We start from the raw sequence: 25,638 nt of genomic DNA, 5'->3' as shown, positions 1-25,638 counted from the left end.
CACTCCCTGCGAAAACCCCGGCCGGCCCTGGCCAGGGTTCCGGTGACCCGCCCCCTCAGGCCCTGCATTGCATGCAGCGGGGCACGCAGCCCCGCTGCGATCTTTCCGTGGCGTTACCAGCCGAAGCCGGCACCCACGCCCACCGAGCTGTCATCGCTGCTGAACGCACCGCCGAAGGTGACGGTGGCGCGTTCACTGATGGCGCGCTGATACCCCAGCGACAGCGCCGATTCGCCGCTCTGGAAGCCGACACCGACACCCACGCGGTTCTGCGTGCGTACGCCGGCGGCGCTGGTGGCCATGTTCAACATGGCCGCGTTCATCGCACCCTGGCGGTCGATGCGGCGGTCCTGGTGACGCAGGCGCTCATCGATTTCACCCTTGTAGATGTCGAAGTTGTCGGCCATGGCGCTGAAGCGCTGGTCGGTGTAGCTGTTGGCGGTGGCCAGGCCACTGTCCAGCTGTCCCTTGTTGACCGCGTCGGTGGCCGCATAACCGGCGGCCACGTTGGTCACCTGGCGTTCGTTGCCAGCGCTGCCCACCGACACCGCATTGGCGCGGTCGGCCACGGAGCCCTGGCCCAGTGCCACCGAGTTGGCCGCCGTTGCCGATGCGCCCTGCCCGATCGCGGTGGCCGAGGCACCGCTGGCCACGGCACCTTCGCCCATCGCCACCGCGTTCACTGCGGTCGGAGCCGCCACCACAGCCGGCTGTGCGGAACCCACACTGGCCACCGTCGGCGTGCCCTGCACCACCGCCGGAGCGGCCACGTCAGCGGCAGCCGGCGCGGCGGCCACAGCGGCCTCCGGTGCGGCGGCGACGCTGGCGGTGGACACCGACGCAGTGCGGGCGCGTGCGTTGCTGCTCGTGCCTGCGGTGCGCTGGTCGATTTCGGTGACCTTGGCATCCAGCGCCCCCAGTGCATCACCCACATTGCTGTAGCTGCTGCCCTGGATCACGTAGTTGGGGGCCACGAACACACCCTGCATGCCGACGCTGGCACCGCCGCCGAGGAAGCTGGCGGTATCCGACAGCGCCTGGAACAGCTGGCCGCCATTGATCGCCTGACGGCTGCCGCTGGCCACCGAACCGGCCGCCACGTTGTCGAGGGTGGTGCCCTGCAGGCCCGACAGCGTGACCGTGTCACGGCTGCTGTCGTCATAGCTCAGTGCGTTGGCGGTGCTGGTCTCCACCGACCCGATGCGATCGTCAATGTCACCCACACGGGTTTCCACCGAGGTCACGCGCTGGTTGGTGGTGTTGAGCTGGCCACCGGTGACCGCATCGGTGCTGCCGGCGGCGATGCGACCGGCGGCCACATTGACGATGCGGCGCGTGGCCGGGCCGTCGGTGCCGTTGCCGCCACCGACCGAGACCACGTTGGCTTCGACCGCGCGTGAGCCGGAGCCCAGTGCCACCGAGTTCGCCGCGGACACACCCGAGGATGCACCGATGGCCACTGCACCGTTGGCCGAGGCCAGCGAGGCGGTACCCAAGGCCGTGCTGCGATTGCCGCTGGCGGTGGCCGTTGCGCCGGAGGCGAGCGCGTCAGTGCCGCTGGCGACAGCCGCACCCGTGCCGCTGGCCTTGAAGTACTGGCCGACGGCATCGGCGGTGGCCGCCACGCTGTCCAGCTGCGCCTTGTTCACTGCGTCCGTCGCGTTGGTGCCGGCACCGACGTTGGTGATGCGGCGCGTGGCCGGACCGGTGGTGCCATTGCCGCCACCGACCGAGACCACGTTGGCTTCAGTCGCACGCGAACCCGCACCCAGGGCGACGCTGCCGGTGCCATTGGCCCAGGCACTCTTGCCCAGCGCGGTGGCGTTGATGCCGCTGTAGGCGTAGCTGTCCTGGCCGATCGCGGTGGAGCCGGCCGAGGTCGCCCAGGCCAGCTGACCAACTGCGGTGGTCTGCGCCGCCGTGGCCCAGGCGCTGGCACCGCCAGCGAAGCTGTTGGCTCCGCTGGCCTGTGCGCTGTGGCCGACGGCGACGCCGTAAGCCCCCGACGCGGTGCTGCCCCAGCCGAACGCCTGGGCGTAATCGCCGCTGGCTTCGGCACCGTAGCCCAATGCGGTGGTGCGCACGCCAGTGGCGGCGCTGAAGGCACCCACCGCGGTGCTGTAGTCGCTGCCGGCTTCTGCGCTGTAGCCGACGGCCGAGGACTGCAGACCCGCCGAGGTCGCATTGGCACCGCTGGCGGTGCTGAACACCCCATCCGCCTGTGCACCGGCACCCAGCGCGGTCGCGCCGGTGCCGCTGGCGCTGGTGGCACGATCCAGCAGCACGTTGCCGTTGGCATCTTCGTAGTACAGCGCGCCGCCCACGGCGGTAGCCGAATCAGCAGTCGCCGAGGCGTTGTAGCCCGACGCCGACGCGTTGCGGCCGCTGGCCAGCGAACCGCTGCCATAGGCCGACGCACCAGTGCCGAAGGCGTTGGACGCCTCGCCGGCCGCGGTGGCGTAGGCACCGTCGACATAGCTGCCGACATCATTGCCGTCGCCGCTGCCACTGGCCTGGAAGAACCGGCTGGTGTTCTCGGCGACGTCGGCGACTTCGTTGAGCTGATCCAGGTTCACCGCATCCGTGCCTTCGGTACCGGCGGCGACGTTGGTGATCTGGCGCTGCGAGGTGGCGGTGCCCACCGAGACACTGTTGTCACGGTCCGCACGCGAACCGGCACCCAATGCGACGCTGTTGAGCCCATTGGCGGTGGCGCTTTCGCCGACTGCCGTGGCCCCCACGGCATCAGCCCAGGAGTTCCAGCCCAGTGCGGTGGTGTAGTCATCGGTTGCCCAGGCACCGGCACCGAAGGCCGAGGCACCCGTGCCCGAGGCGCGTGCCGGGATGAAGCCGAAGAAGGTGCTGCCGCCGATGGCGACGCTTTCATCGCCGGTAGCTTCACTGAACTCGCCTACCGCAACCGAACTTGCACCAGTCGCGGTCGCCGCAGCGCCAACAGCAGTGCTGTAGACGTTGGAGGCAACGGAGCCGTAGCCCAGTGCGGTGGACAGTTCGCCGGTGGCTTCGCTGTAGCTGCCGAAGGCCGAGGCACCCGCTTCCGAAGCGGTGCTGCGGAAGCCGCTGGCAATCGCCTGCTGGCCTGATGCAACCGACTCGCTGCCGTTGGCGGTGCTGTAGGCACCGCTGGCGGCGGCACCGGCACCGGTGGCGCTGGCTCCGATTTCTGAAGCCGAAGCGCCATTGCCGACGGCGACGCTGTCTTCGCCGGTGGCCTGCGCGTTGGTGCCCAATGCGGCAGCGTTGACGCCCGACGCAAGTGCATCGGTACCGACTGCGGTGGCATTGGTGGCCAGCGCATTCGCGCCGCTACCCAGTGCAGTGGCACCATCGCCAATCGCGCTGGCGGCTTCGCCTGCCGCCACGGCATTGTCGCCATCGACGTAGGCACCGGCGTCGCTCGCATCGCTGCCGCTGGCCTGGAAGTACTTGCTGGTGTTTTCAGCGACGTCTGCGACCGCGTTGAGCTGGTCCAGATTCACCGCGTCGGTGCCCTCGGTGCCGGCGGCGACGTTGGTGATCTGGCGCTGGGAGGTAGCCGTGCCGACCGAGACGCTGTTGTCACGGTCCGCACGCGAACCGGCACCCAGCGCGACGCTGTTCACGCCGTTGGCGGTGGCGCTTTCGCCGACGGCGGTCGCACCCACGGCGTCGGCCCAGGAGTTCCAGCCGAGCGCCGTGGTGTAGTCGTCCGTCGCCCAGGCACCGGCACCAAACGCCGACGCACCGGTGCCCGATGCGCGCGCCGGAATGAAGCCGAAGAATGTTGTGCCGCCAATGGCGACACTTTCGTCGCCGGTGGCTTCGCTGTATTCACCCACCGCTACTGCGCTCGCGCCCGTTGCCGTGGCCGCCGCACCTACGGCGGTGGCGTAGGCATTGGATGCGACCGAACCGTAACCCAGTGCAGTGGACAGGGTGCCAGTGGCTTCGCTGTAGCTGCCGAACGCGGAGGCACCGTCATCCGAGGCGGTGCTGCGGAAGCCGCTGGCAATGGCCTGCTGGCCGGATGCAACCGACTCGCTGCCGTTGGCGGTGCTGTAGGCCCCGCTGGCGGCGGCACCGGCACCGGTGGCGCTGGCTCCGATCTCCGAAGCAACCGCGCCGCTGCCCACTGCAACGCTGTCTTCGCCGGTGGCCTGGGCATTGGTGCCCAGTGCCGAAGCATCCTCGCCTGCGGCGAGTGCATCCGTGCCTACGGCAGTGGCATTGGTCGCCAGTGCATTGGCCCCGCTGCCGAGGGCCGTGGTGCCATTGCCGATCGCGCTGGCCGCTTCGCCAGCGGCCAGGGCGTTGTCGCCATCCACATAAGCACCGGCGTCGCTGGCATCGCTGCCGCTGGCCTGGAAGTACTTGCTGGTGGCGGCCGCGGCATCGGCCACTTCATTGAGCTGGTTGAGGTTCACCGCATCGGTGCCTTCGGTACCGGCGGCGACATTGGCGATCTGGCGTTCGCTGCCAGCGCTTCCGACCGACACCGTGTCGTCGCGGTCAGCAATCGAATCGGCACCGAGCGCCACGCTGTTCACGCCTTCGGACGTAGCGGCATTGCCCAGCGCGGTGCTGTTCAGACCCGGCGACCACGCACCTCCACCGACGGCGGTGGAGTAGTTGCCCGACGCTTCGGTGGGCAGCAGGCCGAACAGCGCACCACCCACGGCTACGCTGTTGGTGCCGCTGGCCAGCGCGTTCTGGCCAGTAGCGGTGCTGTAGGCCCCCGATGCCACGGCGTCGCCACCGAGGGCGACGCTGTTGGAACCGCTGGCTTCGGCAAAGTTACCCAGTGCCGTGGAATTGAACGCCGATGCGATCGCGTAACCGCCAATGGCGGTGCTGTAATTGCCGGCGGCCTGTGCGTTGAAACCGTAGCTGGCCGAGAGCGTGCCCGAGGCCACGCTTTCGCTGCCGACCGCAGTGGCACCGCGGCCACTGGCTTCGGTGTAGTAGCCGAGCGCTACCGCCTCTTCGCCAGAGGCTTGCGAGAGCGTGCCGCCGGCCAGGCTGCCTGCGCCGGATGCCACGCTGGCCGCGCCGACGGCGGTGCTCTGCTCACCCGACGCCAGGCTTTCCGCACCGTTGGCGGTGGCGTACTCGGCGGTGGCCTGCGCGTTGGCACCGACCGCCGACGCATTCGCGGCGCTGGCCAGTGCATTCAGGCCGACCGCGGTGGCACCGGCATCCAGTGCGAACGCACCACTGCCCACCGCCGATGCACCGGTACCGCTGGCGAAGCTGCTTGAACCCACGGCGGTGGCGTAGTCGCCGTCAGTGGCCGCATTCGAGCCGGCCGCCACGCTTTCTTCGCCGCCGGCCACGGCCACGCCTTCGCCAGTCGCCTGGAACTTGTCGGTGGCGGCGGTCAGCTGATCCACGTTGACCGCGTCGGTGCCTTCGGTACCGGCAGCGACCTGGGTGATCTGGCGCTGCTGGTCATCGTTGCCGACCGAGACGGTATACGCGCGATCCGCGGTGGAACCCGCGCCCAGCGCCACGGCATTGGACGCGCTGGCATTGCTGCCGGCACCGATGCCAATCGCACTTTCGCCGCCGGCCACCACGTTGGTGCCGATGGCGATGCTGTTGATGCTGTTGCCCAGCGCCTGGTAGCCCAGTGCCACGCTGTTGTTGGCGTACGCGAAGGCACCGCGGCCCACCGCAGTGGAACTGGTGCCTCGCGCCCAGCTGTTGTAGCCGACCGAGGTCGCACCGGCACCGTCCGCCCATGCTGCATAACCCAGGGCGGTAGCGTTGGCTTCGGTCGCCCACGCGCTGGCACCGAAGGCCGTGGCGCTTTCGGCGGTGGCCCAGGCATAGGCACCGGTGGCGGTGCTTTCCACCCCACTGGCCCAGGCGTTGTCACCCTGCGCGATGCTGTAGTCACCGGTAGCGCGTGCCTTGTAGCCCTGCGCCAGGCTGTTGTCGCCGGTCGCCTGTGCACCGCTGCCGAAGGCGTTGCTGAGTGCACCGGTGGCCTGCGCGCCGGCACCCACCGCGACCGCATCCTGCGCGGCCGTCGTGCCGATCAGCACCGCGTTGCCGTCGCCGTCGACGATCGGCTGGTTGTATTGGTCATAGGCCTGGCCCTGGCCACCGATGGCCACGCTGCCATTGCCATTGGCGGTGGCGTTCTGGCCCACCGCCACGGTGCTGTCGCCTGCTGCGGTCGCGCCGTTGCCGACCGCCGCAGCCCCTGCGCCGAGCGCATTGCTTGCTTCACCGGCAGCCAGTGCGCCGTCACCATCGGCGAACGCGCCGACGTCGCTGTCGACCGACGCATTGGCCTTGAAACGCAGTGCGGTGGTATCGGCGGTATCGGCCACCGCATCCAGCTGCGCCTTGTTCACCGCGTCGGTCGCTTCGGTGCCCGCTGCCACGTTGGTGATCTGACGCTCGCTACCGGCGTCGCCCACCGACACGGTGTTGTCGCGTACGGCGGTGGAGTTCGCCCCCAGGGCCACACTGTTGGCCCCACGTGCCGTGCTGTAGAAGCCCACCGCCGTGCTCAGCTCGCCGCTGGCCCAGCTTTCCGCGCCCAGCGCGGACGCGCCGTCACCCGGTGCATAGGCGAAGTAGCCCAGCGCGGTGGCTTCAACGCCCGAGGCTTCGCTCAAGGTGCCGTTGGCCACGGCGTAATCGCCGCTGGCAATCGCGCCGGCACCGACGGCCGTTGCCGCTTCGCCGCTGGCCTGGGTCTGCACGAAGAAGCCCAGCCCCGGAATCAGATCCACCGGGCCGCCAACGGCGGTGCTGCTGGTGCCGGTGGCCGCGGTCTGTGTGCCCACAGCGGTGGAGTAATCGCCGGTCGCATTGGCGACCGCACCGAATGCCGAGGCCTGCGCGCCAGCGGCATACGCACCGACGCCATACGACGATGCCGCAAAGCCGGAGGCTTCCGCACTGGCACCGACGGCGGTGCCGCCCACGCCCGCGCTGGTGGCACCGGTATCGACCGGCACGCCGCCGTTGGTGATCAGCGGGTCGCCGTTTTCATCCACTGCGGCTCCGCCCACGGCCACGCTGCCCGGACCGGCTGCCTGCGCGTTGTGGCCGAAGGCTGCACTGTTCTGGCCGCTGGCCAGGGCGTTGTTGCCGACCGCGGTGGCATTCTGCGCCACCGCAACCGCGCCACTTCCCAGTGCGGTGGTGCCATTACCGAGTGCGGTACTGGCTTCACCGATGGCGGTGGCGTTGTCGCCGTCAGCCAGCGCGCCGGCGTCGCTGTCCGCGCTGCCGGTGGCCTGGAAATACTTCGCGGTGGTGTCGGCGACTGCGCCAACCGCATCCAGCTGCGACTTGTTGACGGCGTCGTTGGCTTCGGTGCCGTCGGCCACGTGCGTGATCTGGCGTTGCAGGCCGTTGTTGTTGCCGACCGATACGGTATCGACGCGATCGGCGAAGGAGCCTGCACCCAGCGCAACGCTGCCGACCGCAACCGCAGCGGAGTTGGAGCCCAGCGCGGCGCTGAAATCGGCCACCGCCGTGCTGAAGGCACCGACCGCAATCGAGGCTTCGCCGCCGCTGCCCGCACCGCGACCCAGCGAGGTGCTGCCGGCACCGATGGCGAGCGCGCCGCCGCCAACCGCAGTTGCGCCGTCTGCGCTGGCTTCGGCAAGGCCGCCAATCGCGGTGGCCGCGCCGTTTTCGCTGGCGGCGAACGAGGATGCACCCAGTGCAACATCGCCCAGACCAATCGCTGCCGCACTCTGCCCGACCGCGGTACTGGCATCACCCAGTGCAAGGCTGTTCTGACCGAAAGCGCTACCGCCGAGGCCGGCGGCGATGGCATCGGTACCCACGGCGGTTGTGGCGTTCTGCAGCGCCTGGCTGCGGTTGCCGATGGCGGTCGCACCGTTGCCATCGGCGGTGGCGCTGGCACCTGCCGCCAGCGCGCCCTCGCCGTCGATGCTGGCCGCATCGCTGTTGTTGTTCTCGCCATCGGCCTTGAAGTAGCGCGTGGCGCTTTCCGCCGTTGCGGCGACCTTGTCCAGCTGCGACTTGTTCACCGCATCGGTGGCCGCGGTGCCGGCGGCGACGTTGGTCACCTGCCGCTCCTTGCCTGCATCACCGACCGACACGGAGTTGGCGCGGGTCGCCTTCGAGCCGGCACCGAGCGCCACGCTGTTGGCACCCGAGGCGGTGCTGTTGCTGCCGATGGAAACCGAGTTCGCGCCGGACGCAGTGGCGTTGCCGTCAACCAGGCAGCTGTCGATCACGTTGCTGTTGAGCACGACGCAGTTGGCGTTGCCGCCAATCTCCACGGATTGCGCGCGGACGTCCTGCGCTGCACCGGCCAATCCCACTCCAAGCGTCAACGCAATGGCAGCGCTGAGCAACGAACTGCTGCGCGCGCCGTCGGATCGTCGCTGGTCAATGACCACGCCAGGTGACTGGCTGCTGGCCAACTCAGAGGCAACGACCATCTGCCCCAGTGCTTTGTTCCAGACCTTGCGATAAATCCGATTCATCGATGCGACTCCTGGTTGGCTGGTTTTAGGCAAAGCGACGCCAACGCCAGGCCGCGTGGCCCAACGTCCCCTGAGGGCGTTTTCCGCTTGATTTACTGCGTTGTGCTGGATGGCGCGCGCTCGGCGCGATCGACGAACAGAGAACTCGCCATCCTTGCGGTTACTTCCGAACTGAACACATGCAAACTGAGAACTCAGTGTTAACGCAGGGTTTTCAGAACGTCAAGACTTTGACAGCAGAAATTGTTCTAACGCGAGAAGCGTCACACATTTGACTATTCATGCAGCGGATTTGTTAGCTGCATGTGAGCAATCATCATCACGCGTTCGTGCGTGTGAAACGCGATGTAACTCATTGTCGGACATTGAATCGCGTTGCGACGTCGCGTTGAAACTTCACAAGGTCTTCACTGAAATCGGATGTCGGCAGCGTTCAATCCATACGCTGGCGTCGCTAACACTGCGCATGACCCGTGTTGCGCGAAGCGGCAAGGTGGAAGGAGGTAAATGCGCGGATTCGGTCGTGTGGACGGTGGCGATCTGGGTCCATGCGTTAAAGAACGGTGAGCGCTTCACTGCCGTCGTCTGTCGACCGACGCTACCGCGCCGAGGGTTCACGTCACAGGATGGTGTCCGCGCGCACCGACCGCTCACGCTGGCTGCATACCTGGGGAATCAGCGTGGCAGCGTCGGTCGACAGACAACGACACGTACCGGCTCAACGTCCGGTAACGCATGGAAATCGGCAACGAAGGAATGTCCGCGACGGAAATCGCCAGCTGGTGCGGCATTCGACAAGGGAGCAACGCCTACCAGACGCTGGAGTTCAGGGTCGAAGCGCGTAGTCGTGAGAGCTGATGCCGGACATTGTTGATGGAGGTCCATGCGTTGGAAGAGTGCTTCAGCTTTCACTGCCATCGTCTGTCGACCGACGCTACCGGGAAGATCGCTTCGGTTCTGGCACGCCGCCTTGGTGAACGGATGAAAATCCGAAAGCCCATGCCACTAATTCCCTGCATGATCGCGCGCCCCTGAGTCTCCATGACGAGTAGTTGCCATGCCCGCATTTCCCTCTCTCTCCGCATTAAGCCTTGAGAGCCAGAATCCTTATCTGAATCTTGCCGCTCCTGCTCCAACCCTTCAGTTGCACGTCACGGGTGGGGATGCACCTCGAAACCTTGAACCCAGGTGTATCTCCAACAGAGAAGCCAATCTGGGCAGCAGGGCCATTCGCGTCGGAGCCGCCGCGATCACTTCAGATGCCACACTGGAGTTGCATCTGGCCGCTGTGCGCGATGGCACCGATTTCGCACTGATCTCGCTGGAGAACGACTTCCCACCGGGCAGCTACGAGTTTGAGACTCTTGGCGCTGCAGCACGGCGAGCAGCGGCAGACGCTGTGAGACTCGACGCTTTGAGTTGCCCACAAGCTGCTCTGAAGTTCCACATCCCCCCCGCGACCGATGACTACAACATGCTTATGCTCATCGCAGCCAAGGAGGTCGGCCGGAAGCAGGTCATCGACGGCAAGAATGTGCTGACCGTCAAAAGGGAACTTGGAATCGATAGCGACAGCGAAGCTCACAATGTCCTCCGGAGAGCCAAAGGCGAACGGCCGCGCTGAGGCTGGGATTATCGATGAGAGACCGGTCACACGACACAGCAATGGCGGAAATCTTCCGCGAAGATCCCGGCTATGCCATCGAACTGCTCAACAGCATTCTTGAGGATGGAGATCAGGCTGAACTGCTGATCGCGCTTCGTCAGATGGTCGAAGCACTTGGTGGTGTTGGGCAAGTGGCGCAACAGTGACACCGGATCAAGCGCAGACGCGCATGGCGCGTCACTACAAAAGAACCGCCGGGTGACCGGCGGTTCTTTCTATTTCAACTGCAGGTGGTTCAACCCACCCAGACCCGCGCGTTGCGGAACATGCGCAGCCATGGCGAATCGCCCTGCCATTCGGCCGGACGCCAGCTCAGGTTGAGCGCACGCGGAGTGCGTTCCGGGTGCGGCATCATGATGGTGACGCGACCGTCGGTGCTGGTCAGGCCGGTGATGCCGTCCGGCGAACCGTTCGGATTCAGCGGGTACTGGCTGGCCACGTTGCCGTCACCGTCGATGTAACGCAGCGACACGCGCGCCGCGGCCTGGTCGACCGGGCTGGCGAACACGGCACGGCCTTCGCCATGCGCCACCGCCACCGGGATGCGCGAACCGGCCATGCCACGCAGCAGGATCGACGGCGATTCCACCACTTCCAGCAGCGCGGTACGGGCTTCGAACTGCTCGCTGGCGTTGCGACGGAACTGCGGCCAGTGCTCGGCACCGGGAATGATGTCCTTGAGCTGGCTCAGCATCTGGCAGCCGTTGCACACGCCCAGCGCGAAGCTGTCTTCGCGGGCGAAGAAGGCGGCAAAGGCATCACGCAGCGCACTGCGCTCCAGCACCGAGGTGGCCCAGCCGCGGCCCGCACCCAGTACGTCGCCGTAGCTGAAGCCGCCGCAGGCGGCCAGACCGGTGAAGTTGGCCAGGTTCACACGGCCTTCGATCAGGTCGCTCATGTGCACGTCGTAGGCGGTGAAGCCCGCGCGCTCGAAGATGTTGGCCATTTCGATCTGGCCGTTGACGCCCTGCTCGCGCAGCACGGCCACGCGCGGGCGCGCGCCGGTGCTGATGAAGGGGGCCGCCACGTCTTCGTTGATATCGAAGCTGAGCTTGGTCTTCAGCCCCGGCGCATTGAAGCTGCGTGCCACAGCACGCTCTTCATCCGCCGCTTCCGGGTTGTCACGCAGCTTCTGCATGGCGTGGGTGACCGACCACCATGCGTCGAACAGCGCCTCCCAGCGCCATTCCGCGAGGTTCTCGCCCTGCAGCGAGACGCGCACCACCGGAGCGGTGGTCGGCTTGGCAATGCGCTGCGCGCATTCGGTGAGCGCGTGACGCTCGACCAGGTCGGCGAATGCGGCGCGGTCTTCGCGCGCGATCTGCACCACGGCACCCAGTTCTTCGTTGAACAGGCTGCGGAACGGATCGTCGCCCCACGCATCCAGCGCGATATCAAGGCCCTGGCGCGAGGCGAAGGCCATTTCGCACAGCGCGGCAAACGCGCCGCCGTCGCTGCGGTCGTGGTAGGCCAGCAGCAGGCCGGCCTGACGCGCGTCGCGGATCAGCTCGAAGAACGCACGCAGGCGCTGCGGGTCGTCCAGGTCCGGCACCGCTCCGGCAAAGGCCGGCAGCGCGCTGTGGTCAGCATGCACCTGGGCCAGGATGGAACCGCCCAGGCGCTGCTTGCCGGCACCGAGGCCGATCAGCCACAGCTCGCTGTCGGTCTCCCGGTCCAGCAGCGGGGTCAGCTGGGTGCTGGCATCGGCCACCGGCGCAAAGGCCGAGATCACCAGCGACACCGGCGACACCGACTTGTGCGCTTCGCCTTGGTCGTGCCACTGCGCCTGCATCGACAAGGAGTCCTTGCCGACCGGAATGCTCAGGTCGAGCTGCGGGCACAGTTCCATGCCGACCGCGCGCACCGCGTCATACAGCAGCGCATCTTCGCCAGCGTGGCCTGCGGCCGCCATCCAGTTGGCCGACAGCTTCACCGTTTCCAGTTCGTCCACCGGGGCGGCGCACAGGTTGGTGATCGCTTCGCCCACCGCCATGCGCGCCGACGCGGCGGCATCCAGCAGGGCCAGCGGGGTGCGCTCACCAATCGCCATGGCTTCACCGGCAACGGTGTCGAAGCCGGCCAGGGTGATGGCCACATCGGCCATTGGCAGCTGCCACGGGCCGATCATCTGTTCGCGCGCGGTCAGGCCGCCGACGCTGCGGTCACCGATGGTGACCAGGAAGTTCTTCGAGGCCACCGACGGGTGCGCCAGCACGCGCAGACCAGCTTCATGCAGGTCCAGGCCACCGGTCTTCAGTGCCGGCCACTTCGGGGCCGCCGGGTGTGCAGTGTCGCGGTGCATCTTCGGCGGCTTGCCGAACAGCACGTCCATCGGCAGGTCAATCGGGGAATCGGCCGGAATGTTGCCCACGGTCGCACCGTAGGCCACCACCAGACGCTCTTCAGCGGTGGCCACGCCGACCGCCGCGAACGGGCAGCGCTCGCGCGCGCACAGCGCGGCGAACTCGGCCAGACGGTCCTGCGGCACGCCCAGCACATAGCGTTCCTGCGATTCGTTGCACCACAACTGCATCGGTGACAGCGAGGGGTCATCGGTGGGCACCTTGCCCAGATCGATCACACCGCCCACGCCGGAGTCGTGCAGCAGTTCGGGAATGGCATTGGACAGGCCGCCCGCGCCGACGTCGTGGAACCAGCGGATCGGGTTGTCCAGGCCCAGCGCGACGCAGCGGTCGATCACTTCCTGGCAGCGACGCTCCATTTCCGGGTTGTCGCGCTGCACGCTGGCGAAGTCCAGGTCTTCCGCGCTTTCGCCGGAGGCCACCGAACTGGCGGCACCGCCGCCCAGGCCGATCAGCATGGCCGGACCGCCCAGCACGATCACCGCATCGCCGGGCTGCAGACGCAGCTTCTCGACCTGCACGCGATCAATCGCGCCCAGGCCGCCGGCCAGCATGATCGGCTTGTCATAGGCGCGGGTCAGGCCCTCGCCTTCGGGCAGCTCGAAGCTGCGGAAGTAGCCGAGCAGGTTCGGGCGGCCGAACTCATTGTTGAACGCGGCACCGCCCAGCGGGCCGTCCAGCATGATGTCCAGCGCCGGGGCCATACGCGGGTTCAGCGCGCGCGGCGCTTCCCACGGCTGCGGCAGGGTCGGAATGCGCAGGTGCGAGACCGAGAAACCGGTCAGGCCGGCCTTGGGCTTGCCGCCACGACCGGTGGCACCTTCGTCGCGGATTTCGCCACCGGCACCGGTCGACGCGCCCGGGAACGGGGCGATCGCGGTCGGGTGGTTATGGGTTTCAACCTTGATGCAGAACGCCGAATCCACCACCGCTTCGCTGCGGTACGCGCCGGTGGCCGGGTCCGGGCGGTAACGCGCGGCCGGGTGACCGGCGACCACGGCGGCATTGTCGCTGTAGGCGCTGAGCGTGTGCTGCGGGGTCTGCTGGTGGGTGTTCTTGATCATCCGGAACAGCGAATGCGGCTGTTCGGACCCGTCGATGGTCCAGCTGGCGTTGAAGATCTTGTGCCGGCAGTGCTCGGAGTTCGCCTGCGCGAACATCATCAGTTCCACGTCCGACGGCTTGCGGCCCAGTTCGCCGAAGCGCTGGCGCAGGTAGTCGATTTCGTCCTGGGCCATGGCCAGGCCGAGGCGGCGGTTGGCCCCTTCCAGGTCGTCCAGCGCCACGCGCTCCAGTTCGCCCCGGGCCGGCGCGGTGAACAGCGCCTGGGCCTGATCGGTGGTGTCCAGTACCGACTGGGTCATCGGGTCGTGCAGCACCCGGATCACCGCGTCACGCTGGGCGGCGTCGGCCGGCCAGCCGGCCAGGTCGATGCGCAGACCGCGTTCGACGCGGCGGATCGGCTGCCCGGCTCCGCGGACCAGTTCGGTGGCCTTGCTCGACCAGGGCGACAGGGTGCCCAGGCGCGGCACCACGAAGTGCGAGACCGCCCCCGCTTCCAGCGCGGCCAGTTCCGGCTGCGCTTCCAGGATCCGGCTCAGGATCACCGGGTCCGGGGCCGCATCGCCCTCGGTCTGGATGAAGTAGACATGCCAGGCACCGGTGATGCGCAGATCGGCGACCAGGGACTGCAGGCGGGATTCAAGACGTTCGCGGCGGAACGGCGAAAGGGCGGATGCGCCCTCGAGGACCATCATGTCCGGAGAACCGTGGTTGGGAACGGGGCCCACTATTCTAACCTCACGGGCCTTCTGCCCGTGAGGTCCGTCGAGGTCCGTCTCCGACGACCGGCCGCCGGAAGTTTGCGCTGGCTCACGGAATGCCGACGGATTCCATGACAACGTTGCCACGACCCGCCCCGGTGTGCATGCCAGGCGGGCCACTGTCCGCCCCCTCAAGCTGTTGCCGGCCCCTCTCACCGGCCCCGGACCTGCTGCAACGCGGGGCGGCAGCCCGCCGCCCCGCGCCCCTGACCTGATCGGAGAATGACCATGACGGACCCGATTCTGCGCAGTACGGTGACATCGATATCCTCACGCCCCGCCGCCCGCCATCGACGCTGGCTGCTGGCCCTTGCCCTGGCTTCGGCCACCCTGACCCCGGCGCTGGCCCAGGCCGCGAACTGTACCGGGGCCCCGGAGTGGAACGCCTCGGTGATCTATCTGGCCGGCACCACCCTGCAGAAGGGCGGCGTGCTGTACCGGGCCAACATCGACATCTGGAACGCCCCGCCGGACCACCCGGCCGGCGCGCCCTACTACACCAACCTGGGAGCCTGTGACGGTTCCGGCAGCAACCAGCCGCCCAGCGTCAGCCTGACCTCGCCGTCCAACGGGGCCAGCTTCAGCGCCGGCAGCACCATCACGGTCAGCGCCAATGCCAGCGACAGCGACGGCTCGGTCAGCAAGGTCGAGTTCTTCCGCGGCGGCACCTCGCTCGGGGTGGACACCAGCGCGCCGTACAGCGTGACCTGGACCAACGCGAGCGCCGGCAGCCACACCTTCAAGGCAGTGGCCACCGACAACAACAATGCGGTGACCTCCTCGGCCACCGTAACCGTTACCGTCAACGCGGCCAGCAACGACACCACCGCGCCCAGCGTACCCGGCGGCCTGAACTCCCCGTCCAAGACCGCCAGCACCGTCAGCCTGGCCTGGAATGCGGCCACCGACAACACTGGCGGCAGCGGCGTGGCCGGCTATGACGTGTACCGCAACGGCAGCCTGGTCGGCTCGCCCAGCGCTACCAGCTACACCGACGGTGGCCTGGCTGCCAGTACCGCCTACACCTACACCGTGCGTGCGCGCGACAACGCCGGCAATGCCTCGGCGCAGAGCGCGTCGATCAGCGTCACCACCTCGACCGGTGGCGGCAACGGCGGCAACAAGCGGGTGATCGGCTACTTCACCCAGTGGGGCATCTACGGACGCAACTACCGGGTCAAGAACATCGATACCAGTGGTTCGGCCGCCAAGATGACCCACATCAACTACGCGTTCGGCAACGTGCGCAACAACCGTTGCGAAGTGGGCGTCACCGTGCCGAGCAATGAGAGCACCGGTGCCGGGGGCGACGCGTTCGCCGACTACACCAAGGCCTTCCAGGCCGGTGAAAGCGTCAGCGGGGCCGCCGATACCTGGGACCAGCCGCTGCGTGGCAACTGGAACCAGCTGAAGCAGCTCAAGGCGAAGAATCCCAACCTGAAGGTGCTGATCTCGCTGGGCGGCTGGACCTGGTCGCGTGGTTTCTCCAGCGCGGCGCAGCCGGCCAACCGCCAGGCCTTCGTGGCCTCGTGCATCGACGCCTACATCAAGGGGAACCTGCCGGTGACCGATGGGGCCGGTGGCGTGGGCGCAGCCGCCGGCGTGTTTGACGGCATCGACATCGACTGGGAATACCCGGTGGCCTGTGGCCTGGCCTGCGGCACACCGGCTGACAATGCAAACTTCACCGCGCTGCTGGCCGAGTTCCGCCGCCAGCTGGATGCGGTACGCCCCGGTCTGCTGCTGACCGTGGCGGTGGGTGCGGGTATCGACAAGATCCGCGTCACCGACCCGGCCACGTACCACCAGTACCTCGATTACATCAATGTGATGACGTACGACTTCCACGGAGCCTTCGACCCGATCACCGGCCATCATTCGGCGCTGTTCGATTCGCCGAACGACCCGTCCACCGGTGACGTGAAGCTGTACAACAGCAACGATGCAATGGAAGCCTTCCTGGCCCGCGGCGTGCCGGCCAGCAAGCTCAACCTGGGCATTGGTTTCTACGGGCGCGGCTGGACCAACGTGCCGAACGTCAACAACGGCCTGTACCAGAGCGGCAGCGCCGCACCGGGCACCTACGAGGCCGGCATTGAAGACTGGAAGGTGCTGAAGAACCTCAACCACCCGATCTACACCGATGCCAACGCACGGGCGACCTGGAGCTACAACGGCACCACGTTCTGGAGCTTCGACACCCCGGCACTGATCACCGAGAAGATGGGCTACGTGAAGGCGCAGGGCTTCGGCGGTGCGTTCTTCTGGGAGTTCAGCGGTGACGATGCGCAGGGCACGCTGGTCAATACCGTCAGCAATGGCCTGAAGTAAGCACGACGCACCCGGAGTCTGAAACGGCTCCGGGTGTTGTGGTTGCTGGGTTTGCAGGCACGAACCGCGTGCGCCATCTGTGATGGTGTAAGCAATTGTGAATTTCTGCACAAATTTTCAAAGCGTATTCGGCGGTCAATGCACACAGTGATGACTCCTTGTCACCACGGAGTGTTTACATTGACCACATTCGCCGGTTGGGTGCAGAACACCTATGCCATGATCAAACACCCGCTGCGCGGTCAGAAGTATGACCTCAAGCATGCGAAGGAGCCTGTTGTCCACGGCTTCCGAGAGCCTTCGTCGCAGCGATCAAAATCGCCCTCGTCGGAGATTCGTCTTTATACGCTGGGCAATCGAACCGCCCCCGAGTACTGCAAGGAACGCGCTGCGGGTACTGCACCTGCTGTTCCGCGCACATCGGACCGCGTGACGACAGGACCCAGCGTGGTCTCGAATCCGACACGAACTGACGGCAACCGCAGCTGGCTGCACGACTCCTGGAAGCCCGGGCAGGTAAAGGCGGGTATCGATTTTTTTGAGCGGGTGGCGGCGGCATCGGTGCAGGGAGCTCCTGCGCGACCACCCAGTCCCACCGCGTCCATCAAGGTAAAGCGGCCCGCTCCAGAAGCTCCGTCTCAGCCGAAGCCAACGACGGTGCGCAGTCATGGCAAAAAAAAGCGTGCGCCGCCGCCACCGGTGCCCGCACCCGAGCAGGCGAAGGCTTCGACCGCGCCACGTGGACCCGATAGCAGCAAGCCGACGCCCCAGTCTGCGGTTCAAACACCGACGCGGCCGCAGGTAATGAAGGACATCACGGCGTCTGCGAAGACCTTTACTCCGCCACCCGCGCCTCCCATGGACGGACTCAAGACGTTGCAGCGCGCTGATTCAGCCCCACCACCGTCCCGGCCGGATATGTCAGCGGTGTTCGCACAGCTGCGCGATCACAAGCTGGTGCGCAGCGATTCGGCACCGGCCACGATGGGGACGGCGTGCGAATCAGATTCCGCGGGCGGCGGGCAGCAGATCTCGATGGAAGCCAAGGCTCCAGGCGAGACGCCTCAGCGCGACGCCTTCCAGCTGGAGCTGATGAAAAAGATGATCCCGGCCAAGAAGGCAAAGGCCATCAAGGTCAAGCCAGAGGTCAAGGCACAGGCTGACGCCTTGCGTGCGCGCCTGGAGGCGGAGCGAAACGCGGCCCAGTCGGTTTCCCCGCGTCGGAGCGTTGACTCCAACCTGCCGAAAACCGAGGCACAACGCACCTATCTCCCCAACGGTCGCTTCGTGCCAAACACGGAGCAGAGGAGCTTGGTTGATGAGCTGAAAGTGAAGCAGGAGGCGCGCATGTTGAAGGCGACAGTCGCCCAAGGCGGCTGATAGCGTCACCACTGGCGGAGCTCTGGCATCGGAGCTCCGCCGGTACTGCGTTCGGCAGCGTTAATGCGTGGAAACTGAAAGCGCCGGCGGTCGGTCCGATTGAGAGTTCGTCGACTTCAAAAGCAAGACCGCCTGCGCCATGCCACTTCCCGCACTGCCCCCCACTGTCAATCCTTCGCTGAAATCGGTAAGCGACCTCAAGCAGGCGGAGGAAGGGTTCCGCATTCCGCGACCCACGCTCGTCCCGCAAACCATTCGCAATACATCGGAGTTCACCGGCAGCGACGATGAGGGCTGGGGATCGGATTTTGATGATGTCAACTGGAATAGCGAATGGCAGGCGTACTTCGATCACCGCTTTGACTGGGAAGGTCGGCAGATCGCGGGGGTCGTAGGTGAGAAGCCCCCGGTACCACCCAGGGCAGGGTCGAAAGCGTCCAAGTCTGAGGCAAAATGATCGGGATTTGAAAGCGAGCTGAAGACCCTGCACGCATGCTGACAGATTCACTTAGTGATCTGTCAGCGGGATACATCAGCCATGCTCATCGCGAACCAGCCCAGACCTACCGTCGCCTCCCAGCCGCTGCCAGGTCCGGCAACGACGTCGGGTTCGTTGACACACGCCGCGCCGCGGTTCCAGGTCGGCAGGGTTGCGGCCTTCGTCCAGCACATCAACAACGGCACGTTTGGGAGCGCGGACACCCGTGCTTTCAGGTCCTCCGCGATGCCTGCCGCTTTCACCGGTAGCCCGGTGAAGGCGATTGCGACGGTCGTGCGTGCCACGTCGTCCACCGAACGTACTCCTTCATTGCCGCCACTCAAGTCTCCTGCGCTGGTGCTGGCGCTTACCGGCGTCGTGAATCGGGGCGGTGAGGGCAATACTCCTTCAGTGCCAGTGGCCCCGCCTTTGCCGGTGCCAACGCAGGCAGTGAAGGAAATACGGGACATACGCAAGCCTGCCTTGGCGCGCCCGCACTCAACCTTCGCCGCGACTACCCGACTGCAGCGAATAGGAACCCGCGCGTCTGAAGGTTCCCGGAAGCCTGCCCCACCCGAGCGGTACCAAGGGATGTTGCGGGCCGAACGCAGCGAGATCCATCTGCACGCGGTGGTGGCGCGAGCGGAGTCAGTGCTGTCTCCGTCACCTGACGCGGGAACCCACGTCGGCATGGGCGGCGGCGACGGCAATTGGGACATGATGGCGGCGTTTGAACCGTTCAAGGAACGTATCGAGCGTCTTGAAGTTGCCATGCATCCGTCCATCGTCGAGGAATCAGAGACATCGCTGCCATCATGCATCGAGATCGATGGACATGAGCCCGATGGCATGGATGGAGGGGGCAGCCCCGCCGAGATTGCCGGTTCTTCCGTTCAAGCGTGGGGCCCAGACGTTGGTGTGGCGAGCGATTGGGGCGATGACTTCGATGGCGACTTTGACAGCGACTTCGAAGACGACATTGATGCAGACCCTGCGATTCAGTCCGATGCAGGCGCGTCTGACCAGAGGAACATCCCGGAGACTCCCGAGCAGCGCTTTCGGCGTGAGGGCGAAGAGATCATTGCTGCCGGTCTGACATGGGCGCACCGTGCTGCGCAACAGGGGGTGGCGGCAACTGACACGTCCCAGACAGTTGTGCAGGAAGGCGGTGTCCAGCAGCTCAAGCTTGACGTTCTACGTTACAGGCCGGAACTTGAAGCATATGACCAGCTTCCGCTCGCTACGCGGATGGCGAGTGTGGAGTCGGCGAGGCGGAACAGTGGGGTATCGGATGCCGAGGAACAACAGGCGTCATTTCTGGATGCCTTGAAAAAGTTCGACAGGGATACGCTTCGCACTGTAGGTATTGCTCAGGCTGGTGAGCCTGAGAGGATTGCGAGTTTGGTCGAACAGATGTTCAGCCGCAGCTTCGTCCACATGCAGAACGAGAACAAGAGCCTGATCAACGAATCGGATGATGACTCAGGTGTGGATGATGCTGCCAGTGTTCATGACGATGCCGATGCGGATTGGGAATCCGACGCGTGAGGTCTGACGGTGGGCTGGCTGTTGGCCGGCTTTCGCTTTCGGCCGGGGTCATGCGTTACCGGGCGTTGTGGGCTTCAGGGCCGTCGTCTGTCGACCGACGCTACCGGCGTGTCCTGACGAATCGGCGAGGAGCGAGTCCATCCAAGTGTCGGGGAGGACACCAGTGACAGTCGGTCAGGCGCGAGCATTCTTCGCGTGGGACGCGCATGGCGCGTCGCTACAGGGCCGTAGGGACGGGCCATGCCCGTCCGCTGTGCGCACCCGGCCTTACTGGCCGAGCTTTTCCAGCGCGGCCTTCATCTGCGCCGGGGCGATGTAGCCGCCCAGCTGGGTGCCATCGGCGGCGAAGATGGCGGGGGTGCCGCTGACGCCGACCTGCTGGCCCAGGGTGTACTGCATGGCCACCGGGTTGGTGCAGTTCTTCGGGGCGACCGGCTGGCCTTCCTTCGCCTCGGTCAGCGCCTTGCGGCGGTCCACCGCGCACCAGACCGAGATCATGTCGGTGTAGTCCTTGCTGCCCAGGCCCATGCGCGGGAAGGCCACGTACTCCACGCTGATGCCCATGCGGTTCAGCTCGGGCACGTCCTGGTGCAGCTTGCGGCAGTAGCCGCATTCGATATCGGTGAACACCGTGATGGTGTGCTTGGGATTGGCGGCGGCGAAGATGATGCGGTCGCCGCGCTGGATGCCGTCCAGCTTTTCCTTGCGGTACTGCAGCAGTGCGGTGCTGCTGGCCGGGCGGCGTGCCTGGATGTCGTAGGGCTGGTCCTGGATCAGGAAGCGGCCGTCATCGGACACGTACAGCACCTGCCCGCTGACCAGCACTTCGCGGAAGCCCGGGAAGGGAGCGGCGCCGATGAAATCCGGCTTGAAATTGGGGTTCAGGCCCTGCAGCGCGGTGCGGACGGTCTTTTCAGCCTGCTCCGGAGACACCGCGCCGGCGGCGGCAGCGGCGGCTGGCGCAGCAGCGGTGGAACGGGCGGCCGGGGCCGACGGCTGGGCGCAGGCAGTGAGGCTGAGCGCGCCCAGCAGGGCGACGACGGTAACTCGGAGCATCAGGGGGTCCAGACAACAGGGGTTGGGGCGATTCTCGCACAGGGTTCATGAAGGCGCGGCGGCATGGGGCCCAGAAAGGGATTGAAACCTGGAAGTTGCCGGATCGATTGGCGGAGAGGCTGGGGAATTCCTCTTCATATGCCCCTTGGCCTGTCGTATCCGGCTACGGGCCCCACAGCCCTGGAAGCCACCATGCGCATTCTTCCCCATACGTTGACGCTGTACCTCAAGGCGGACCTCCTCCGCAGTCTTCCAGCACAGGTGGAGCTTGCACGCAGGACCCGAGGCGCACGCGTTCCAGAGGCACTGCAGCGCATAGAGAATCGCAAGGCATCGCTCTGCATGACCTACTCAAAGGGGCGGATCGCGCAGGACACCCTGGTGGCGAAAGTTGATCGACTCATGTCGCTGTACGATGTGCTGCTTGACCGTGTGCCGCACACGGTTACACATCTCAACGAGGAGATGGCGTCTCTGACACGCGCCCACAGCCTGGGCACTCTGATGAACATCTCTTCGCTGCCACGCCCGGTGCAACCTGGGGCGGTGAACCTGATCCACGCCCGCTTCAATGAATTCGATTCCTGAACCCTCTACCCGCGCGGATGATGCCGCGCGTGCAGCTTCTGTAGATGTTCGCGCGCCACCAGGGTGTAGATCTGGGTGGTACTGAGCGAGCTGTGGCCGAGCAGCATCTGCAACGCGCGCAGGTCCGCGCCGCGGTTCAGCAGGTGGGTGGCAAAGCTGTGGCGCAGGCCGTGCGGGCTGATCCGGGCGGGGTCAATTCCGGCCAGCACCGCGTACTTCTTCACCAGTGACCAGAACTGCTGCCGGCTCAGCGGGTGCAGCGAGGGCTCCAGGAACAGCGGCACCGCGCCGTCGCGGCTGGCCGGTACCGCGCGCTTGCCGGCCAGCTGCGGCCGGGCCTCGGCGAGGTAGCGCTCCAGCCAGTGCTGGGATTCCTCACCCAACGGCACCAGCCGCTCCTTGCTGCCCTTGCCGGTGACCCGCAGTACGCCCTGGCGCAGGTTCACCGCGTTGGCGGGCAGCTCCACCAGTTCGCTGACGCGCAGGCCGGCGGCGTACATCAGTTCCAGCATGGCGCGGTCGCGCAGGCCCAGCGGCTGGTCCACGTCTGGTGCGGCCAGCAGCGCGTCAATCTGGCTTTCGGCCAGTGCTTTGGGCAGCAGTCGGGGCAGATGCGGCGGGTCGATCAGCGCGCTGGGGTCTTCGCTGCGCTGGCCGCGGCGCACCGCATCGGCGAAGAACGCGCGCAGCGCGGACAGCAGGCGCGCGTTGCTGCGTGCCGACCAGCCGTGCCGGGCGCGCCATTCGAGGTAGTCGAACAAGCCCTTGCGGTCGATCCCGGACAACCCCTGTGCTGCCCCGTCGCGCCAGCGTGCCAGGCCCTCCAGGTCGCGGCGGTAGCTGTCCAGGCTGGCCCGGGCCAGGCCCTGTTCGGCCCAGATGGTGTCGAGAAAGCGCTGGATCAACGCATTGTCGTCGTCGCGCAGGTCGGGCAGCTGCTGGACCAGCTGGCGGCGCTGCGCCGGGGTGGATGTGTCAGGCATGGGCACAGCATACGAGGGCGGGCCCGGGTATGCTCGGCGCATGGTTACTTCGCCCGCTGATGTCACCGCTGCCGACCGCCCCGCTTCACTGCTGCTGTGGCGGCTGCTGGCCCTGCTGTACGACTTCTTCCCGGCGCTGGCGCTGTGGATGCTGCTGGGGGCACTGTTTACCGCCGGCTATGCGGTGGGCCACGCCGCGCGCGAGAACATCGCGCCGTTCAGCGCGCTGCAGTGGGTGCTGTGGGTGTGCTGCTGGGCGGTGACCGGGCTGTACGCCACGCTCAGCTGGCGGCGTGGCGGGCAGACCCTGGGCATGCGGCCGTGGCGGCTGCGGGTGGTGAATGCCGAGGGTGGTGCGCCGCAGCTTGGGCAGCTTTGGCTGCGCTATGGGGTGGGCACGCTGTCGGTGCTGCTGGGTGGGCTGGGGCTGTGGTGGGCGCTGGTCGACCGGCAGCGGCTGACATGGCATGACCGCGCCAGTGGCACACGGGTGATCCGGTTGCCGAAACGCTGATGGGGCCGTAGAGCCACGCTCCGTGCGCAGGATCATGGCTTTGACACGCATGGCGTGTCACTACGATCCATGGTCGCGCGGGTTGGGAGTCGCCCGGATTGAGGATCGCGGGTCTGTAGGGACGCGCCATGCGCGTCCGCTGTCACCGCCCGGTTACCCGGATTTGCGTCGGAACAGCAACGCTGAAACGCCCAGCATCACGATCGGCGGCAGCGCATACGCAATGCGGTAATCGAACTTCAGCGCGCCGGCCATGCGGCCAAAGAACAGCTGCAGCAGCCAGAAGCCCAGCGCGAACAGGATGCCCAGGAACAAGCGCTTGCCCATGCCGCCGCTGCGCAGCGAGCCGAAGGCGAACGGCACGGCGGCCAGACACAGGGCCAGCACGTTCAGCGGGTAGAACCAGCGGCTCCAGTAGATGTCCTCGTAGTCGCGCGCATCCAGCCCGTTACGCTTGCGGTACTCGATGCTGGTGCGCAGGTCAGCTGCGCTCAGGTTGCGTGGCTTGGACAAACCACTCGCCAATGCGGCTGCATCCAGCTGCGAGTTCCAGGGCTCGGACGCAATGGTCTCGCGCGTGGCCGAGCGCTCGCCAAAGGTGTCGCGACGCACGTCCTTGAGCACCCAGCCGTTGGCATCGTGCTCGGCCGACCCGGCCCGGGTGAACGAGGCAATGTTGCCGTCCTCGCCAATCTTGTACATGCGCACATCGCGCAGAATCAGCCGGGTGCCGGTGCCCGGCAGCAGCTGCTCATCACCGCTGATGGCATTGAGGAAGGTATCCCCCTCGCGCGCCCAGACACCGGAGTAGCGCGACTGCGACACGCTGTTGCCGCCCTTGGCACTGGCCCGCACTTCATCGGCGCGGCTCTGACCCCACGGTCCCAGGGTCTCACCGCTGAGCACCATCACCGCGGTCAGCAGCGACAGCGCGATCGCCACCGAGACACTCAGGCGGCGACGCGACAGGCCCAGCGCGCGCAGCGCGGTCAGCTCGGACGTCGCGGCCAACTGGCCCAGCCCCATCAGCGAACCGATCACCGCTGCCGTCGGGAAGAAGGTGTAGGCGCGGCGGGGCACGGTATACAGCACCCATGCGGCAGCGTGGCCGATGGTGTAGTTGCCCTTGCCGACGTCCTTGAACTCGCCGGAGAAGGCCATCACCACATCCAGGCCGACCAGCACGGCCCAGGTCAGCAACACCGTGCCGAACACGGCACGGCCCAGGTACAGATCAAACCGCATCGGGCGGAACTTCATGCGGTCCTCCGCGGGCGCGACAGCTTGCCGTCGCGGAAATACATCCAAAGGGCCAACCCAAGCAGGGGCAGGCTCAACCACCACAGGCCCAGGCTGCCCGGCACCTTGCCATCCGCAATCCAGCCCGTGCCGATGAACATGAGGTTCATGCCCACCAGGTAAGCCAGGAACGCCAGCATCATGCGGCCGTAGCGCTGCTGGCGCGGCGAACTGCGCGCCAGCGGCAGGGTCATCAGGGCAAAGGCCAGCGCGATCAACGGCGGCGTGATGCGCGAATGCAGCTGGGCCTGGGCCTCCGGACGGGCGTCGCCGAACAGCTGGCCGGTCGGCAGCAGCTCAGGATCGTTCTGGTCGCGGGTCACCGCGCCGTCCGGCAGGGCCACGTCGTTGCGGGCGAAGGTCATCAGCTTGTAGTCCAGCCCGGCCTCCAGCGGCCCCTCGATCTGGTGGCCGTCTTCCAGCTCCAGGTAGCGCTGGCGGTCGCCCTCGAAGAACATGCGGCCACGCTCGGCCGACATCACCTCGATCCGGCCCTCGCCTTCACGCTCGCGCTGCAGGAATATGCGGCCCAGACGGGTGCCGTCCGGGGACACCGAGCTCAGGTACACCACCCCGCCATTGGGCAGGGAGGTGAATTTGCCCGCCTCCAGCCCGGCCATCACCAGACTGCGGTTGGCGTCCTCGATCATCTTTTCGCCGGTGCGGTCGGCCCAGGGGCCCAGCCACAGCGAGCACAGGCCGATCAGGCCCACCACCGGCAGCACGATCATCAGTACCGGCCGCAGCAGGCGCCTGGGCCCCACCCCGATGGCGGTCAGCACCGCCATTTCCGAGTCGCGGTACAGCCGCGCGGTGGCCAGCAGCAGGCCCAGCATCAGCGCCAGCGGCAGGATCAGCGGCATGTAGACGATGAACTGCAGGCCCAGCTGGGAGAACAGCAGCCGGGCCGGCAGACGGCCATCGGCGATGTTGCCCAGGATGTCCACCAGCACGCCCCCCACGCTGACCACCAGCAGGACGATCAGGGTGGCCAGGAAACTCTGGACGAAATCACGCAACAGGTAGCGATCGAGCTTCGACATGGGGCGGTGGTTTAAACTCTCGGATTCGTTCGCGGTGCTGCCCAGTCTACCGACCCGGCGTAAACAGCTCGCGATTGTACGGA

15 protein-coding genes are annotated in these 25,638 nt (G+C 66.6%); 8 read left to right on the top strand and 7 right to left on the bottom strand.

From position 1 onward, the window contains the following. Positions 1 to 113: 113 nt before the first annotated feature. Complete coding sequence (locus PDM29_RS10535; protein ID WP_311190136.1) at positions 114 to 8,483, bottom strand: ESPR-type extended signal peptide-containing protein; 8,370 nt, start codon at positions 8,481 to 8,483, stop codon at positions 114 to 116. 1,057 nt (positions 8,484 to 9,540) lie between these two features. Here PDM29_RS10535 and PDM29_RS10530 point away from each other — a divergent pair. Together PDM29_RS10530 and PDM29_RS10525 are read left to right on the top strand one after the other, a co-directional pair. Continuing rightward, positions 9,541 to 10,107: a hypothetical protein gene (locus tag PDM29_RS10530; protein WP_311190135.1), complete on the top strand. Its 567-nt coding sequence runs from the start codon at positions 9,541 to 9,543 to the stop codon at positions 10,105 to 10,107. Between the two features lie 41 nt (positions 10,108 to 10,148). Further along, on the top strand, positions 10,149 to 10,295 hold the full coding sequence (locus PDM29_RS10525) for a helix-turn-helix domain-containing transcriptional regulator (RefSeq protein ID WP_311190134.1): 147 nt from the start codon (positions 10,149 to 10,151) through the stop codon (positions 10,293 to 10,295). A gap of 89 nt (positions 10,296 to 10,384) precedes the next feature. Here PDM29_RS10525 and purL read toward each other — a convergent pair whose 3' ends face one another. Next, positions 10,385 to 14,269 carry a phosphoribosylformylglycinamidine synthase gene (gene purL, locus PDM29_RS10520; RefSeq protein ID WP_311190133.1) on the bottom strand — a complete coding sequence of 1,295 codons (3,885 nt, stop codon included), beginning with the start codon at positions 14,267 to 14,269 and terminating at the stop codon, positions 10,385 to 10,387. Between the two features lie 294 nt (positions 14,270 to 14,563). Between purL and PDM29_RS10515 the strand changes: the two genes are divergently transcribed. The 3 genes from PDM29_RS10515 (at position 14,564) to PDM29_RS10505 (ending at position 18,503) form a co-directional block, all read left to right on the top strand. Next, positions 14,564 to 16,666 carry a glycosyl hydrolase family 18 protein gene (locus PDM29_RS10515; RefSeq protein WP_311190132.1) on the top strand — a complete coding sequence of 701 codons (2,103 nt, stop codon included), beginning with the start codon at positions 14,564 to 14,566 and terminating at the stop codon, positions 16,664 to 16,666. Between the two features lie 180 nt (positions 16,667 to 16,846). Further along, complete coding sequence (locus PDM29_RS10510; RefSeq protein ID WP_311190131.1) at positions 16,847 to 18,046, top strand: hypothetical protein; 1,200 nt, start codon at positions 16,847 to 16,849, stop codon at positions 18,044 to 18,046. 139 nt (positions 18,047 to 18,185) lie between these two features. Further along, on the top strand, positions 18,186 to 18,503 hold the full coding sequence (locus tag PDM29_RS10505) for a hypothetical protein (RefSeq protein WP_311190130.1): 318 nt from the start codon (positions 18,186 to 18,188) through the stop codon (positions 18,501 to 18,503). A 62-nt stretch (positions 18,504 to 18,565) separates the two neighbouring features. Here the strand turns inward: PDM29_RS10505 and PDM29_RS10500 are convergent, their stop codons facing one another. After that, positions 18,566 to 18,838, bottom strand: coding sequence for a hypothetical protein (locus PDM29_RS10500; RefSeq protein ID WP_311190129.1), 273 nt, complete (start codon positions 18,836 to 18,838; stop codon positions 18,566 to 18,568). A gap of 277 nt (positions 18,839 to 19,115) precedes the next feature. On the opposite strand from PDM29_RS10500, the gene PDM29_RS10495 reads away from it, so the two are divergent. Beyond that, positions 19,116 to 20,072 (top strand): hypothetical protein, encoded by a 957-nt coding sequence (locus tag PDM29_RS10495; RefSeq protein WP_311190128.1) that lies wholly within the window; start codon positions 19,116 to 19,118, stop codon positions 20,070 to 20,072. A 267-nt stretch (positions 20,073 to 20,339) separates the two neighbouring features. Here PDM29_RS10495 and PDM29_RS10490 read toward each other — a convergent pair whose 3' ends face one another. Beyond that, on the bottom strand, positions 20,340 to 21,128 hold the full coding sequence (locus tag PDM29_RS10490) for a thioredoxin fold domain-containing protein (protein ID WP_311190127.1): 789 nt from the start codon (positions 21,126 to 21,128) through the stop codon (positions 20,340 to 20,342). A gap of 192 nt (positions 21,129 to 21,320) precedes the next feature. Between PDM29_RS10490 and PDM29_RS10485 the strand changes: the two genes are divergently transcribed. Continuing rightward, positions 21,321 to 21,716 carry a hypothetical protein gene (locus PDM29_RS10485; RefSeq protein ID WP_311190126.1) on the top strand — a complete coding sequence of 132 codons (396 nt, stop codon included), beginning with the start codon at positions 21,321 to 21,323 and terminating at the stop codon, positions 21,714 to 21,716. Positions 21,717 to 21,721: 5 nt separating this feature from the next. Here PDM29_RS10485 and xerD read toward each other — a convergent pair whose 3' ends face one another. After that, complete coding sequence (gene xerD / locus PDM29_RS10480) at positions 21,722 to 22,699, bottom strand: site-specific tyrosine recombinase XerD (protein ID WP_311190125.1); 978 nt, start codon at positions 22,697 to 22,699, stop codon at positions 21,722 to 21,724. Positions 22,700 to 22,739: 40 nt separating this feature from the next. Between xerD and PDM29_RS10475 the strand changes: the two genes are divergently transcribed. Further along, positions 22,740 to 23,213, top strand: a complete 474-nt coding sequence (locus tag PDM29_RS10475) for an RDD family protein (protein WP_311190124.1) — start codon at positions 22,740 to 22,742, stop codon at positions 23,211 to 23,213. Positions 23,214 to 23,366: 153 nt separating this feature from the next. On the opposite strand, the gene lptG is transcribed toward PDM29_RS10475, so the two are convergent. Both lptG and lptF read right to left on the bottom strand, forming a co-directional pair. After that, on the bottom strand, positions 23,367 to 24,473 hold the full coding sequence (lptG, locus tag PDM29_RS10470; protein WP_311190123.1) for an LPS export ABC transporter permease LptG: 1,107 nt from the start codon (positions 24,471 to 24,473) through the stop codon (positions 23,367 to 23,369). Continuing rightward, positions 24,470 to 25,555 carry an LPS export ABC transporter permease LptF gene (gene lptF / locus PDM29_RS10465; protein WP_311190122.1) on the bottom strand — a complete coding sequence of 362 codons (1,086 nt, stop codon included), beginning with the start codon at positions 25,553 to 25,555 and terminating at the stop codon, positions 24,470 to 24,472. Before lptF ends, lptG begins: the two co-directional genes overlap by 4 nt. Between the last annotated feature and the right edge of the window lie 83 nt (positions 25,556 to 25,638).

The organism is Stenotrophomonas oahuensis (assembly GCF_031834595.1).
Classification (GTDB): Bacteria; Pseudomonadota; Gammaproteobacteria; order Xanthomonadales; family Xanthomonadaceae; genus Stenotrophomonas; species Stenotrophomonas oahuensis.
The sequence above is the reverse complement of the archived record's forward strand: the minus strand, read 5'-3'. Positions and strand labels throughout refer to the sequence as shown.

Coding starts and splice junctions, on each gene's coding strand:
- PDM29_RS10505 (WP_311190130.1), top strand. CDS start 18,186: ATGCCACTTCCCGCACTGCCCCCCACTGTCAATCCTTCGCTGAAATCG.
- lptG (WP_311190123.1), bottom strand. CDS start 24,473: ATGAAGTTCCGCCCGATGCGGTTTGATCTGTACCTGGGCCGTGCCGTG.
- lptF (WP_311190122.1), bottom strand. CDS start 25,555: ATGTCGAAGCTCGATCGCTACCTGTTGCGTGATTTCGTCCAGAGTTTC.
- PDM29_RS10535 (WP_311190136.1), bottom strand. CDS start 8,483: ATGAATCGGATTTATCGCAAGGTCTGGAACAAAGCACTGGGGCAGATG.
- PDM29_RS10525 (WP_311190134.1), top strand. CDS start 10,149: ATGGCGGAAATCTTCCGCGAAGATCCCGGCTATGCCATCGAACTGCTC.
- PDM29_RS10515 (WP_311190132.1), top strand. CDS start 14,564: ATGACGGACCCGATTCTGCGCAGTACGGTGACATCGATATCCTCACGC.
- PDM29_RS10475 (WP_311190124.1), top strand. CDS start 22,740: ATGGTTACTTCGCCCGCTGATGTCACCGCTGCCGACCGCCCCGCTTCA.
- purL (WP_311190133.1), bottom strand. CDS start 14,269: ATGATGGTCCTCGAGGGCGCATCCGCCCTTTCGCCGTTCCGCCGCGAA.
- PDM29_RS10485 (WP_311190126.1), top strand. CDS start 21,321: ATGCGCATTCTTCCCCATACGTTGACGCTGTACCTCAAGGCGGACCTC.
- PDM29_RS10490 (WP_311190127.1), bottom strand. CDS start 21,128: ATGCTCCGAGTTACCGTCGTCGCCCTGCTGGGCGCGCTCAGCCTCACT.
- xerD (WP_311190125.1), bottom strand. CDS start 22,699: ATGCCTGACACATCCACCCCGGCGCAGCGCCGCCAGCTGGTCCAGCAG.
- PDM29_RS10495 (WP_311190128.1), top strand. CDS start 19,116: ATGTTGCGGGCCGAACGCAGCGAGATCCATCTGCACGCGGTGGTGGCG.
- PDM29_RS10530 (WP_311190135.1), top strand. CDS start 9,541: ATGCCCGCATTTCCCTCTCTCTCCGCATTAAGCCTTGAGAGCCAGAAT.